General features: G+C 68.6%; 11 protein-coding genes, 1 tRNA gene and 2 pseudogenes. 13 read left to right on the forward strand and 1 reads right to left on the reverse strand.

The window, feature by feature from the left end; translation table 11 throughout:
* The first annotated feature begins 115 nt into the window (after nt 1-115).
* From AC2W7K_RS17630 to AC2W7K_RS17645, 4 genes and pseudogenes are all read left to right on the forward strand, one after another.
* Complete coding sequence (locus tag AC2W7K_RS17630) at nt 116-1,357, forward strand: hypothetical protein (protein WP_486006471.1); 1,242 nt, start codon at nt 116-118, stop codon at nt 1,355-1,357.
* Between the two features lie 129 nt (nt 1,358-1,486).
* Nucleotides 1,487-1,935 (forward strand): annotated as a pseudogene (locus tag AC2W7K_RS17635) (FAS1-like dehydratase domain-containing protein).
* On the forward strand, nt 1,932-2,375 hold the full coding sequence (locus AC2W7K_RS17640) for a MaoC/PaaZ C-terminal domain-containing protein (RefSeq protein WP_486006472.1): 444 nt from the start codon (nt 1,932-1,934) through the stop codon (nt 2,373-2,375). Before AC2W7K_RS17635 ends, AC2W7K_RS17640 begins: the two are co-directional and overlap by 4 nt.
* Before the next feature lie 120 nt (nt 2,376-2,495).
* The gene (locus AC2W7K_RS17645) at nt 2,496-3,449 is read left to right on the forward strand and encodes a UDP-N-acetylmuramate dehydrogenase (RefSeq protein ID WP_486006473.1); all 954 of its coding nucleotides are present in this window, start codon (nt 2,496-2,498) and stop codon (nt 3,447-3,449) included.
* A 35-nt stretch (nt 3,450-3,484) separates the two neighbouring features.
* On the opposite strand, the gene AC2W7K_RS17650 is transcribed toward AC2W7K_RS17645, so the two are convergent.
* Complete coding sequence (locus AC2W7K_RS17650; RefSeq protein WP_486006474.1) at nt 3,485-4,543, reverse strand: adenosine deaminase; 1,059 nt, start codon at nt 4,541-4,543, stop codon at nt 3,485-3,487.
* A gap of 63 nt (nt 4,544-4,606) precedes the next feature.
* Between AC2W7K_RS17650 and AC2W7K_RS17655 the strand changes: the two genes are divergently transcribed.
* The 9 genes and pseudogenes from AC2W7K_RS17655 (at nt 4,607) to adhP (ending at nt 13,931) form a co-directional block, all read left to right on the forward strand.
* Complete coding sequence (locus tag AC2W7K_RS17655; protein ID WP_486006475.1) at nt 4,607-6,208, forward strand: metallophosphoesterase family protein; 1,602 nt, start codon at nt 4,607-4,609, stop codon at nt 6,206-6,208.
* A gap of 110 nt (nt 6,209-6,318) precedes the next feature.
* Nucleotides 6,319-6,391: transfer RNA gene (locus AC2W7K_RS17660), tRNA-Trp, on the forward strand.
* A 105-nt stretch (nt 6,392-6,496) separates the two neighbouring features.
* Nucleotides 6,497-6,775, forward strand: a complete 279-nt coding sequence (gene secE / locus AC2W7K_RS17665) for a preprotein translocase subunit SecE (protein WP_140955542.1) — start codon at nt 6,497-6,499, stop codon at nt 6,773-6,775.
* Between the two features lie 90 nt (nt 6,776-6,865).
* On the forward strand, nt 6,866-7,798 hold the full coding sequence (gene nusG, locus AC2W7K_RS17670; RefSeq protein ID WP_486006476.1) for a transcription termination/antitermination protein NusG: 933 nt from the start codon (nt 6,866-6,868) through the stop codon (nt 7,796-7,798).
* A 225-nt stretch (nt 7,799-8,023) separates the two neighbouring features.
* On the forward strand, nt 8,024-8,461 hold the full coding sequence (gene rplK / locus AC2W7K_RS17675) for a 50S ribosomal protein L11 (RefSeq protein WP_009379129.1): 438 nt from the start codon (nt 8,024-8,026) through the stop codon (nt 8,459-8,461).
* A gap of 78 nt (nt 8,462-8,539) precedes the next feature.
* Nucleotides 8,540-9,233, forward strand: a pseudogene (gene rplA, locus AC2W7K_RS17680) (50S ribosomal protein L1).
* 182 nt (nt 9,234-9,415) lie between these two features.
* A complete protein-coding gene (locus AC2W7K_RS17685) occupies nt 9,416-10,711 on the forward strand; it encodes a helix-turn-helix domain-containing protein (protein ID WP_486006477.1) in 1,296 nt (431 codons plus the stop codon).
* Nucleotides 10,712-10,812: 101 nt separating this feature from the next.
* Nucleotides 10,813-12,336 (forward strand): aldehyde dehydrogenase, encoded by a 1,524-nt coding sequence (gene adh, locus AC2W7K_RS17690; protein ID WP_137826927.1) that lies wholly within the window; start codon nt 10,813-10,815, stop codon nt 12,334-12,336.
* A 575-nt stretch (nt 12,337-12,911) separates the two neighbouring features.
* Nucleotides 12,912-13,931, forward strand: coding sequence for an alcohol dehydrogenase AdhP (adhP, locus tag AC2W7K_RS17695; RefSeq protein WP_198500913.1), 1,020 nt, complete (start codon nt 12,912-12,914; stop codon nt 13,929-13,931).
* Nucleotides 13,932-14,251: the final 320 nt, after the last annotated feature.

Raw genomic sequence — 14,251 nt, forward strand, 5'->3', positions numbered from 1 at the left:
GCCGGGGGCGCTCACCGCGGCCGCGGGCGGGAACAGCGGCGTTCGCGGCCGCCGTCGCCGCTGCGACGGTCTGCTCGGTCGGTGGAGCGGGGGCCGGGGCACGGCGACACCGTCCTTGACGGCGCGCTTCTTCTCCGCACTCGGGGTCGCGATCGTCGCTGCTGCCTTCGCCGTCGAGGCCTTCGTGCTCGAGCCGGCGGGGGCCTTCGTGGCAGCGGGCTTCTTTCCCGCGGCGGCTGCGGGCTTCGACGCGGCGGGTTTGGACGAGGCGGGTGTCGACGACGCAGCGGGCTTCGACGCTGCGGACTTCGACGCGGTGGACTTGGACGCGGTGGAGGTCGCAGCGGTCTTCGCGGACGACGAGGACTTCGCGGCGCCCGCAGGCGACTTCGCTGCTGACGTCTTCGTAGAAGCAGTGGAAGTCTTCGTCGTCGAGGGTGTCGACGTCGACGCGGCCGAGGGGGATGACCCGGTCGCTGTCGTCGCTGCCGCGGAACCGGACTTCGGTGCGGCCGACTTGGCGGGAGCCGCCTGTGCCGAGCCCTTCTCCGCGACCGTGCGCGCCGCCGATTTCGCGGCCGTCGTCTTCGCCGCCGCACCCGCCGACATCGACGACGTCGCCGGTGCGGACGAAGCCGAGCTCGCTCCGGTCGTCGCAGCCGCAGGCTTCTTCTCCGCTGACGTCGAGGCCGACGCCTTGGTGGCCGACGCCTTGGTGGCAGCCGGCGCGGCCGCGGGCTTCTTCGCTCCCGCGGTCGAGGTCGACGCCGTGGTCGCCGACGTCGACGCGGATGCCTTGGTCGCCGAGGACTTCGCCGCCGACTTCGACGCCGCCGACTTCGACGCCGTTGCCTTCGCCGCGGGCTTCTTCGCTGCCGACGCCTTCGAGGTCGACGCCTTAGTCGCCGAGGACTTCGTCGCCGAGGACTTCGCTGCCGACGCCTTCGAGGTCGAGGACTTCGCTGCCGACTTCGAGTCAGACGCCTTCGCGGTCGACGTCGAGTTCGTCGACGACGTCGACGTCGACGCCGCCTTCGCGGCAGCCGGCTTCGTCTTCGCCGCAGAGCCCGCAGTGCTCGTCGAGGTGGACGACCCCGCGCTCTTCGTCGCAGCGGTCCTGCGCGTCGAACCCGCCCCGCCTCCGCTCGCCTTGTCGTTCTTCGTGGTGGGGGTGGTGCTGCTCGAGGGGTGGTTCGTCATGGCAGTGCTCCTTACGGGAAACCGTCGGGCGCCATGGCGACGACCGAGGTCTCGTCGGCTCCGCTGTCGGCCCGGGAGACGTGCCTACAGCAAATGTGATGGGGACAACCTATCTCAGTTTTCAGCGTCTGTGGCTGATGGTTCAGCAAATGTGTGAATGGGAGGCGAAATCGTGACCACCGGGCGGTGCCCGGCAGTGGAAGCATCGGCGCTCGCCGATTCCCGCTGCCCGCATTCCGGAAGCTAGGCTTGAGCCGACCGATGCCTCTTTCGAAAGTGAGCTGATATGCCGGTGAACGCGGAGAAGCAGGGGGCGACCTACTCCCTGCCGCGCCCCTACGATGTCTCCCGGGAGGAGATCGCGGAGTTCGCTCGCGCGACGAACGCGGGGGCCGACTACCATTCGACGCCGAGGCGGCGCAGGCCCTCGGATACCGCGACGTCATCGCCCCGACGACGTTCGCCGTGATCATCGCGCAGAAGTCCGAGGCGGCCTACATCACCGACCCGGACTCCGGCATCGACTTCTCGAAAGTCGTCCACGGCTCCGAGCAGTTCAGCTTCAACCGGCCCATCGTCGCCGGTGACAGCCTCAAGGCGACGACCCATGTCGACGGCGTCCGCGCCGCCGGCAGCAACGCGATGATCACCACGCGCACGGAGATCATCGACATCGCCGACCAGCCCGTGGTCACGGTGACCTCGACCATCGTCGTGAGAGGAGACGGAGAATGAGCCTCATCGATCTGTCCGAGCTGACGATCGGCGACGTCGTCGTCGATACGGAGATCCCGCTGTCCCGGGCCTCGCTCATCGACTACGCCGCGGCCTCCGGCGACCACAACCCGATCCACTGGTCCGAGCGCTTCGCCGAGGAGGTCGGCCTCGAGGGCGTCATCGCCCACGGCATGCTCTCGATGGCCGTCGTCATCGCCCCGATCGTCGAGTGGCTCGGCGATCCCGGTGCCGTCGTCGACTACCGCACCCGCTTCTCCGCGCCGGTCCTCGTGCCCGACGCCGAGTCGGGACCGCCCTCGACCCCGACGACCTCGCTGCACCTCACGGCCACCGTCGGCGCCGTCGACGCGGCCGTGGGCACCCTGCGCATCGACGCCGCCGTCACCGCCGGTGATGCCGACGTGCTCAGCCGCACGCAGATCCGAGTCGGACGGTGAACCTCTCCGAGTTCACGACGTTCCACCTCGGCGGCCGCACCGGATCTCACCATCGCCCGGTCCCGGGACGATCTCATCGCCTTCGCCGAGGCGAACGGACTCGCACCCGGCGACCGGTCGATGCCGGACATCCTCCTCATCGGGGGCGGGTCGAACCTGCTCGTCTCCGATGCCGGATTCGCCGGGCCCGTCGGCGTCGTCGCGACGACCGGAGTGACGTTCACGGAGATCTCGGACACGGAGATGCAGGTGACCGCCGAGGCGGGGGAGAGCTGGGATGACTTCGTCGCCGCCACCCTCTCCTCAGGTCTCTCCGGACTCGAGGCCCTCTCCGGGATCCCCGGCTCCGTCGGCGCCACCCCGATCCAGAACGTCGGGGCCTACGGGACCGAGGTGGCCGAACTCATCACCTCCGTCGAGGTCTACGACCGGCTCTCCGGGCAGGTGCGGCGACTGACCGCCGCGGAACTCGAGTTCGGCTACCGCACCTCGGCGCTCAAACGCGCCGCACGAGCGGCGGGCACGCCCGCGCACATCGTCCTCTCGGTGACGTTCGCCCTGCCCCGCGGCACGGACTCCCTGCCGGTGCGCTACGCGCAGCTCGCCGGCGCCCTCGACGTCGCGATCGGAACCCGCGTGCCGGCCCTGCGGGTGCGCGAGGCCGTGCTCGACCTGCGCCGGTCGAAGGGAATGGTCCTCGACGAGGACGACCACGACACCTGGTCGGCGGGATCGTTCTTCACCAATCCGATCGTGGAGAGCCCCGAGGCACTGGCGGCGCTGCCGGCCGAGGCCCCGCGGTTCCCCGTCACCGATCCGCTCAGCGGGGCGACGATCCCCGGGCTGACGAAGACCTCGGCGGCGTGGCTCATCGAACGCGCCGGTTTCGGGAAGGGCTACGGCTTCAACGACCGGGCGCGCCTGTCGACGAAGCACACCCTGGCCCTGACGAACCGGGGAGGGGCGACGACGTCCGATGTCGTCGATCTCGCGCGCACGATCGTCGCCGGCGTCAACGAGCGGTTCGGGATCGTCCTCGAACCCGAACCGACCTTCATCGGCACCGAACTCTGACACGACGTCGCGCCGGGCCCACCGCGGCCCGCGCGCTAGTCGCTGCGGTCGGACTCGGCGTCTCCCCGCTCGGCATCGCCCCGCCCGGCCGCCCATGCATCGATGTCGGCTTCGGCCCGGGCGACCACCTCGGCGGGGGCCGCGGAGATCGCGAACGAGGACTTCGCCAGACCCGCGAGCTCGCCGTCGGTGAGACCGAGCTTAGCGGCGAACCGGTACTGGTCGGCCAGCCGGGTGTGGAAGATCAGGGGATCGTCGGCGCCGAGGGCGATGTCGGCACCGGCGTCGAGGAGCCGGCGCAGCGGGACGTGCTCGATGTCGGGATAGACCCCGAGGGCGACGTTCGATCCCGGGCAGACCTCGAGGCCGATGCCGGCCGCGACGATCTCGTCGAGCAGGCGCGGGTCCTCACCGGCGCGGATGCCGTGGCCCAGCCGGTTCGGCGCCAGCTCGGTGACGACGGCGCGGATGTGGTCGGGCCCGAGCAGCTCCCCGCCGTGCGGGACGGAGAGCAGTCCGGCCCGCCGCGCGATGTCGAAGGCCCGGCCGAAGTCCGCCGTGGTGCCGCGGCGCTCATCGTTCGACAGGCCGAAGCCGACGACCTTGCCGGGGCCGGTGCCGGCATGGTGGGCCGCGAGCCGCGCGAGCATCCGCGCGTCGAGGGGGTGGCGGGTGCGCGAGGCCGCGACGACGATCGCCATCCCGAAGTCGTCATCGCTGGCCGCTGCCGCCTCGTCGAGGATGATCTCAAGCGCCGGGGTGATGCCGCCGACGTACGGGGCATACGAGGTCGGGTCGACCTGGAGTTCGAGCCACCGGGACCCCTCGGCGCGGTCGGCGGCGGCTGCCTCGCGGACGAGCCGACGCATGACCTCCTCCCCGCGGACGACGCCGCGGGCCATGTCGTAGAGGCGCTGGAAGCGGAACCAGCCGCGCTCATCGGGGCTCAGCCCGGTCACCCTGTCGCCGAGCAGCTGCTCGGACATCGGCATCCCCGCCTCGGCGGCGAGGTCTTCGAGGGTGTCGGCCGACATCGAACCGGTGAAGTGGAGATGGAGGTGTGCCTTCGGCAGGGACACGAGCGGGTCCGTCATCTTCTCAAGGATAGCCGTGTTCGCCTGACGGACACCTGGGTGCTGCCTCCCTAGAATGGGTCCGTGTCACCCCGCCGCAAGACCTCAGCTCTCATCGTCCTCCTTGCCGTCATCGCCGCCCTCACACTGCCCTGGGCGATCTTCTCGGCGCGGGCCGACCTCAGCTTCGGTCCCCATGAGGCGCAGTACCGGGTGACGGCGGATGCGCGGCTGACGCTGGACTTCGGGCCCTTGGGCTCCCTGCTCGTGCCCGCGGACGAGTTCCTCCCGCTCGGTCTCGGCCTGTCCGTCGACGTCGGGGAGATCCCGGTCTCCGGGGAGACTGAGGATGCCGCCTCGGCGCTGGGCACCGATGCCGCCGGCGGGGTCGGCGGGGGAGTCGTCGACGCCCTCGGCGGGGACATCGCCTCCTATGCCTCCCTCTTCTCGGCCCCGCAGACGCAGATCGATGAGATCGTCACCGGCCTGACCCGGGACATCCTCATCCGCTGGGCGCTCGCCGTCTGCGTCATCGCAGGCCTTCTCGTCGGGGTGACGGCGCTGCTCGGACCTGCCCGGATCGCCGCCCTCGGTCGGGCCCTGGCCGGACGGGAGCTCATCGCCATCGGCTCTGTCGTCGTCCTCGTCCTCGGCGGTCTCAGCGCCCTCGTCCTCACCCGTCCCGCCCCGCCGCAGCCCGATCCGGCGTTCGCGGGCACTCCGCTCGCCGGCGCCGAGGTGACCGGCCGCCTCGGCGGGATCATCGATGAGGCGTTCACCGCGGTCAAGGAGTTCTCCGACGAGAACGACGCGTTCTACGACGCGGTCATCGCCGGTCTCCACGCCGGCTGGACGAACCGCCCGCTCAGCGGGGACTGGTCGGCTGCGGGCATGGTCCCACCGGCGTCGGGCAGCGCCGATGTCTCGACGTTCGTGCTCAGCTCCGACGTCCACTGCAACTACGGGATGGCGCGCGTCGTCGGCGACGTCGCACGGCTGACCGGGGCCGACGGGATCATCGACGCCGGCGATGTGACGATGACGGGCACCTCGGCGGAGAACTACTGCTTCGACGTCCTCGACGACGAACTGCCGCAGGACGTGCCGAAGATGTTCGTCAAGGGCAACCACGATTCGCAGGAGACCGCGAAGCACGCCCGCAGCCGGGGCTGGGCGGTGCTCGACGATTCGACCGCGCAGCTGGCCGGGGTGCGCTTCCTCGGCGGCCCCGACCCGAGGCGCACCGTGTTCGGCTCGGGTCCGGAGCTCGAGACGGAGCTGACCGCCGACGAGTACGCGGCGAAGCTGCGCGACGAGGCGTGCCGGACCGACTTCGACATCATGCTCGTCCACGACCCGCGCATCGCCCAGCCCGCCCTCGAGTCCGGGTGCGCCCCCTACGCCCTGAGCGGACACTGGCACCGGCAGGTGGGTCCCGAGCAGTTCGGCAGGGGAGTGCGCTACGTGAGTTCCACCACCGGCGGGGCGCTGGCGAACGCGCTGACGCCGGGGCCGCTGAAGATGGACGCCGAGGTGAGCGTCATCCGCGTCGACAATGTGACGAAGATGCCGATCGACGTCCAGACGATCACCGTCACCCCTGGTGAGGACGTGTCGATCGGCCCGTGGGTGCGCTTCCCCGCACCGCTGCCGCTCGTTGCGAGACCCGTGGCACCCGCACCGTGAGGCGGGTGTCGGGGTGCGTGTCGGCCTCGGTTCGACGGAACCCGGTGGGAGACGGTATGCTCGTTTCTCGTGGTTGGGCACACCCTCGGATGGGGGCGTCGCCGAATCGAAGGGGTGTGGCGCAATTGGTAGCGCAACGGTCTCCAAAACCGTAGGTTGCAGGTTCGAGTCCTGTCACCCCTGCGCAGTTGACATCTGCCGCGGCTCTCAATCGCCGGGCAGGGCGCAGTCCTCGATTGGCTGAAGCAATTGTGCGATCCCCTGAAGAAACCGACCGAGTGAGGATGTGTGAGCGACACACCGGCAAAGAAGACTGGACAGGCTCCCGAGGCCACGTCCCGTCGCAAGAAGCTCGGATTTTTCGGACGAATCATCCAGTTCCTCCGCGAGGTCGTGGCGGAGCTGAAGAAGGTCGTCACTCCGACGCGCAAGCAGCTGGTCAACTACACACTCGTCGTGCTGGGATTCATCCTCGTCATGATGGTCATCGTCACGGTCCTCGACCTCGTCTTCGGCAAGCTCGTCGGGTTCGTGTTCGGCGGAACTCCGCTCTGGCCGCTGTGGTGACTCGCCGGCAGCGGCGATAACCTGGATACGATAGAACTTCTCACAATCCCCGTGCAGGGGACCACTACACGCGAAGCGAGGAATTGATCGGTGTCGGATACCAGTTCACCTGAAGAGGTCGACGCACCTGAGACCCCGGACGTCGCCGGTGAGGCGTCGACGGAGGATGTCGCCGAGGTGACCGCCGACGACGCGACGACCGCAGAGACCGACGCGGCTGCCGATGAGGGCGCGTCCGCCGACGATTCTGCTTCCGCGGACGATGCCGCCGACGTCACGGATGCCGACGACACGGACACCGCGGATGCGGATGAGTCCACCAGCGCGGATGCGGACGAATCCACCGAGGCTGAAGAGTCCGCGGAAGCGGACGAGTCCACCGAGGCTGCGGCCGGCGACGACGTCGACCCCGCCGAGGAGTTCAAGTCGGAGCTGCGCATGCAGGAGGGTGACTGGTACGTCATCCACTCGTACGCCGGTTACGAGAACCGCGTCAAGCAGAACCTCGAGAACCGTGCGGTGAGCCTCAACCTCGAAGACTTCATCTTCGAGTCGCAGGTGCCGATGGAAGACGTCGTCGAGATCAAGAACGGCCAGCGCAAGCAGGTTCGCCGTGTGCGCGTGCCCGGTTATGTGCTCGTCCGCATGGAGCTCACCGATGAGTCGTGGGGCGCCGTGCGCCACACCCCGGGCGTCACCGGCTTCGTCGGCAACGCCTACGATCCGGTGCCGCTGTCGATCGACGAGGTCTTCACGATGCTCGCCCCCGTCTTCGAGGAGCGCCAGGCCGAGGCCGCCGCCGCTGAGGGCCACGCCGCCGAGCAGGCCGCGAAGTCCGCTCCGATCACCGAGGTCGAGTTCGAGGTCGGCGAGTCCGTCCTCGTCAAGGAGGGCTCGTTCGAGGGTCACCCGGCGACGATCCAGGAGATCCGCCCCGACTCGCAGAAGCTCACCGTGCTGCTCTCGATCTTCGAGCGCGACGTTCCCGTCGAGCTCGGCTTCGATCAGGTCTCGAAGCTCTGACCTGAGAAACGCACTTCAGTCGCGACGGGGCCCGGTGAGAACCGGGCCCCGTCGCGTTCTGCGTCCACCCGCCCACGGTGCTGTGTTCCCGCTCACGACCATTTGCCTGGGGGAGAGCGGACATGGAATACTGGTGTGGTTTGATTGTCGTCTCTGTATCGGCGGAGGCGGCAGCGAATGATGCGCCGCTCGGCGCATGGAAACTCTCAAGATTAAGGACCGCATATGCCTCCCAAGAAAAAGGTAGCCGGCCTCGTCAAGCTCCAGATTCAGGCAGGTGCCGCCAACCCGGCGCCTCCGATCGGTCCGGCGCTTGCCCAGCACGGCGTCAACATCATGGAATTCACCAAGGCGTACAACGCTGCGACTGAATCCCAGCGCGGGAACATCGTTCCCGTCGAGATCACCGTGTACGAAGACCGTTCGTTCACCTTCGTTCTCAAGACCCCGCCCGCCGCTGAGCTCATCAAGAAGGCTGCCGGCGTGAAGTCCGGTTCGGCGACCCCGCACACCGTCAAGGTCGCTCACCTGAGCGCCGACCAGGTGCGTGAGATCTCGACGACCAAGATGCCCGACCTCAACGCCAACGACCTCGACATGGCTGACCGCATCATCGCGGGCACCGCGCGGTCGATGGGCATCACCACCGACATCGAGGTCTGAGACTCTTAGAGTCACCAGACATTCCACTGTGGCAGGGCGGATGCGCCGCCCACACCACGACTGCAAGGAGAGAAGCAGATGGCAAAGCGCTCAAAGGCCTACCAGGCCGCGGCTGAGAAGATCGCCGCTGATGTGAAGTACGAACCGGCTCAGGCGATCGACCTGGCCAAGGAGACCTCGGTGTCGAAGTACGACGCCACCGTCGAGGTCGCCCTCCGCCTCGGGTCGACCCCGCAAGGCGGACCAGATGGTGCGCGGCACCGTCAACCTTCCGCACGGTACCGGCAAGACCGCCCGGGTCCTGGTGTTCGCCGCCGGCGACCGTGCAGAGGCAGCCCGCGAAGCAGGTGCCGACTACGTCGGTTCCGATGACCTGCTGGAGAAGGTGGCCAACGGCTTCACCGACTTCGACGCTGCGGTTGCCACCCCCGACATGATGGGCAAGGTCGGACGTCTCGGCAAGGTGCTCGGTCCCCGTGGCCTCATGCCGAACCCGAAGACCGGCACCGTGACCATGGATGTCGCCAAGGCCGTCACGGACATCAAGGGCGGAAAGATCGAGTTCCGCGTCGACAAGCACTCGAACCTCCACTTCGTCATCGGGAAGGCCTCCTTCTCCGAGCAGGCGCTGCAGGAGAACTTCGATGCCGCGATCGAGGAGATCCTCCGCCTCAAGCCGTCCTCGTCGAAGGGCCGCTACATCACCAAGGCGACGATCACCACGTCGAACGGTCCCGGCGTTCCGGTCGACGCAGCCGCGCTGCGCGCCTGATGCCGGCCGCGGACTGATCCGCGACCGTTGCCTGAGAAGGGCGGGAAGTGAGACTTTCACTTCCCGCCCTTCGTCGTTCCCGCGCTTCGTCTCTCGCGCGCGAGGGCCCCTCCCGCGCCTTGCCCCCGGATCGGTTCGCGATAGGATTGTCCCTATCCTGGTCAACTGACTGACACCCGCCGATGGAGGTGGCACGGATCGCGATGCACTCGACACCGCTGCTGCGCGACGACTATCAGCTGATCGTGCGTCGGGCCCATGACAACCTCGCGAGTCCGGCACTGGCACCGCAGCCGGGCCTCGGCGTGCGCTCGACCGTCCTCGAATCCTGGACCCGCAGCCTCGACCGACTCCGCGATCCGGCAGGTGTGCACCCGACGGTCGCCTACGACGAGGCCCAGCTGACCGAGGTCCGCCGTCGGCACCCGTTCCACTCGATCATGCCGCTGCTGCGGTCCCATCTCATCGAACCGGCCACCGAGGCGGGACTCCTCGTCGCACTCGGCGACGAACAGGGCTGCCTCCTCTGGGTCGAGGGGGAGAAGCCGGTCCGCAATCGTGCGGAGTCCATGGGCTTCGTTCCCGGGTCCGACTGGTCCGAGGACGCCATGGGCACCTCGGCGCCGGGCCTGGCGCTCCGCTCACGCTCAGCGGTGCAGATCAGCCGGGCCGAGCACTTCGCGAGCGAAGTCCACCCGTGGAGCTGCAGCGCCGTGCCGGTCACCCATCCCGTCACCGGCGAGGTCATCGGGATCATCGACGTCACCGGGGGAGACGATGCGGTCTCCGCGATCGTACTGCCGCTGCTGAGCTCGACCGCGCAAGCCGCCTCGGCGGGTCTGTCGCAGCTCTATGCCTCCGGCGACGGGACGACCGGGCCCTCTCCGGAGGCGACGACGGACGCGTTCCTCGAGGTGAGCGGTCCGACACCGGTGCTCAGCGGGCCCGGCGGGCAGCGCATCGACCTGTCGAAGCGCCACGCCGAGATCCTCCTCCTGCTCCACCGTCACCCCACCGGCCTGACGAACGCGGAGCTCGCCGATCGGCTGTGGCCCCTCGGCGGCAGCGACGTCACGGTGCGGGCGGAGATCGCACGGCTGCGCAAGACGATCAGCCGCCTCGGCGACATCGAGGTCCTGGGCCGGCCCTACCGGATCCGGGGACGACTCGACAGCGACGTCGAGCGCACTCATCGGGCGCTGGCCGCCGGCGACGCCGAGACCGCGCTGTGCGCGTACCGGGGCGCGGTGCTGCCGGAGTCGGAGGCACCGGGGGTGCGGGAGATCAGCGCCGAACTCGATGTCCTGCTGCGGGAGACGCTGCTGACCGACGGGACGTGGCAGCAGCTGTGGCGCTACGCTGCGATGCCGCACGCCCAGGCCGACACCGAGGTGCTCATGGCCGTCCTCCGGCTCGCGCCGCCCGATGCGCCTGAGCGCACGGCGGCTGTCGTCAGGCTCGAATCCCTCGGGCACTGACCGGCCGGACGACGATGCAACTGTGATGCAACGTTGCCGCCGGTAGCGTGAAGTCCAATCGGAGAGACCTCTCCCGAGGACATCGCAGCAAAGGAGTTGCCATGACTGTGTACGCCCGGCCCGGCGAGGACGGATCCCTCGTCACCTTCAAGCCCCGTTACGAGAACTTCATCGGCGGGGAGTGGGTGGCCCCGACGAACGGAAACTACTTCGAGAACCCCACCCCGGTGACGGGCCAGCCCTTCACCGAGGTGCCCGCGAGCACCGCCGAGGACATCGAACTCGCCCTCGACGCCGCCCACGCCGCCGCACCGGCCTGGGGGAAGACCTCGCCGACGGAGCGGTCGAACATCCTGCTGAAGATCGCCGATCGGATGGAGGAGAACCTCGAGATGCTCGCGGTCGCGGAGACCTGGGACAACGGCAAGGCCGTGCGCGAGACGCTCAATGCCGACCTGCCGCTGGCCGTCGATCACTTCCGCTACTTCGCCGCGGCCATCCGGGCGCAGGAGGGCGGGATCTCCGAGATCGACGAGGACACCGTCGCCTACCACTACCATGAGCCGCTCGGCGTCGTCGGCCAGATCATTCCGTGGAACTTCCCCATCCTCATGGGCACGTGGAAGCTCGCCCCGGCGCTTGCGGCCGGCAACGCCGTCGTCCTCAAGCCGGCCGAGCAGACTCCTGCCTCGATCCTCGTGCTCATGGAGCTCATCGGCGATCTGCTGCCGCCCGGCGTCGTCAACGTCGTCAACGGATTCGGACTCGAAGCGGGCAAGCCGCTGGCGTCGAACAAGCGGATCTCGAAGATCGCGTTCACCGGTGAGACGACGACCGGTCGCCTCATCATGCAGTACGCCTCGCAGAACATCATCCCCGTCACCCTCGAACTCGGCGGCAAGAGCCCGAACATCTTCTTCGCCGACGTCATGAGCTCCGACGACGCGTACTGGAACAAGGTGCAGGAGGGCTTCACGATGTTCGCCCTCAACCAGGGCGAGGTCTGCACGTGCCCGTCGCGTGCGCTCGTCCAGGAGTCGATCGCGCCGGAGTTCCTCGAAGCCGTCGTCAAGCGGACCGAGAAGATCATCCAGGGCAACCCGCTCGACACCGACACGATGATGGGCGCTCAGGCGTCGAACGATCAGCTCGAGAAGATCGTGTCCTACCTCGACATCGGCAAGCAGGAGGGCGCCGAGGTGCTCATCGGCGGAGAGCGGGCCGAACTCGACGGCGACCTCTCCGGCGGGTACTACGTGCAGCCGACGATCTTCAAGGGCGACAACGGCATGCGGATCTTCCAGGAGGAGATCTTCGGACCGGTCGTGTCGGTGACGACGTTCAGCGACTACGACGATGCGATCAGCATCGCCAACGACACGCTCTACGGCCTCGGTGCGGGCGTGTGGAGTCGCTACGGCAACACGACCTACCGGGCCGGACGCGACATCCAGGCCGGCCGCGTGTGGGTGAACAACTACCACGCGTATCCCGCGCATGCGGCGTTCGGCGGGTACAAGGCCTCGGGCATCGGGCGTGAGAACCACAAGATGATGCTCGACCACTACCAGCAGACGAAGAACCTGCTCGTCAGCTACTCGGACGAGGCCCTCGGCTTCTTCTGAGGGCTCGCCTCGAGCACCCGAACCCGTCCCGCGCGCAGCGCACCGACCCAGCTGCGCGCGGGGCACCCAAACCCCCTCGAGTCCTGGCGCTCACCCCAGCCGGAGGCGGCACCTGAACCGGACGATCCCTGCGATCCCGATGGTCTCTGCGATCACGGTGATCTCAGCGATCGACCCGCGAGACCACCCCCACCTCGGCGCGGTCCGTTCACACCGCCCCGGCTCCGGCAGCACGGGCACACCTTGTCACTTCGAACAGCACGACGAGCCCAGGGCTGCCCCCCTGCTGCCCCCGGCCCCGGACGGTCGCGGCCACCCAGACCACGGCCCTCCGGACCATCCCGACCACGTTGCCCCCGGCCTCGAACACACCCACCCCTCTGCCCTGCCACCCGGACGACCCCGACCACCCGGACCACGCGATTCGCTCCGTGGCCCCACCCTCACACCCCACACCTCGCTGATGTGCTCCACGCCAGCCCCGCCTCGGCGATGCCCCTGTGCTCCCGCGGCCCCTCAAGCCAAACCCCGGCACCACCTATCACCGCATGACCATCACAACAAAGGAGTCGATGATGTCGGAAATGAAAGCAGCAGTCGTCGAAGGATTCGGCGAGGATCTCGTCGTCGGAGACAACACGATCCCCGAGCCCGGGCCCGGCCAGGCGCTCGTCAAGCTCATCGCCTCGGGCGTGTGCCACACCGACCTCCACGCCGCGCACGGCGACTGGCCGATCAAGCCGCAGCTCCCGCTCATCCCCGGCCACGAAGGGGTCGGGATCGTCGAGAAGGTCGGCGAGGGCGTCACCGAGGTCGAGGTCGGCCAGATGGTCGGCAACGCCTGGCTGTGGAGTGCGTGCGGCGTCTGCGAGTTCTGCCGGCAGGGCTGGGAGACGCTGTGCGAGTCCCAGGTCAACGGCGGATACGGCATCGACGGGTCGTTCGGGGAGTACATGCTCGTCGACGAGAAGTTCGCCGCGGTCATCCCCGACGGCGCCGACCCCTACGAGATCGCCCCGGTCCTCTGCGCCGGCGTCACCGTCTACAAAGGACTCAAGCGCACCGAGGTCAAGCCCGGTCAGTGGGTCGTCATCTCCGGCATCGGCGGACTCGGGCACATCGCCGTGCAGTACGCCGTCGCCATGGGCATGCGCGTCGTCGCCGTCGACGTCGCCGATGACAAGCTCGCACTGGCGAAGAAGCACGGCGCGGAGATCACCGTCAACGCGTTCGCCGAGGACCCCGCCGAGGTGATCCAGGAGAAGATCGGCGGCAGCCACGGAGTGCTCGTCACCGCCGTCCATCCGGCGGCGTTCGGCCAGGCGATCGGGATGACCCGCCGAGGCGGCACGATCGTCTTCAACGGCCTGCCGCCCGGCGACTTCCCGGCCCCGATCTTCGACATCGTGCTCAAGGGCCTGACGATCCGCGGCTCGATCGTCGGCACTCGCCAGGACATGGTCGAAGCTCTCGAGTTCTATGCCGCCGGGAAGATCCACCCGACGTACACGAAGCGTCCGCTCGAGGACATCAACGCGATCTTCGACGAGATGATCCACGCGAAGATCGACGGTCGCGTCGTCATCGAGTTCTGAGCGAGCAGGCCTGTCGCTACGAAGTTCGCGTTCGGTGGTCGAACGCTCGTGCTCGGTGAGGCGGGCGTTTCGCTCGCCGAGGCGTGAGTCCCGCGTGCCGGAGCATGGATTTCTTCCGCCGAGGCACCCCAATCAGCCGTGGCCCCGTTGTCAGTGACGGGGCCACGGTTCTTCTGCGCCGATCTTCCCGCTGGCGGATGCACTTCGCGCGGCCGACTGCGCTGCGGCCCGACACCAAGCGGGTCCTCGCTCCACCGGGCCGGCAGCCCCACGCGCCGGAAGTTTGCGCCAGTCGGGGTCTGGAGATGGCCAAGGCAGCC

This window comes from Brevibacterium sp. LAARM2_SD2, from assembly GCF_057364785.1.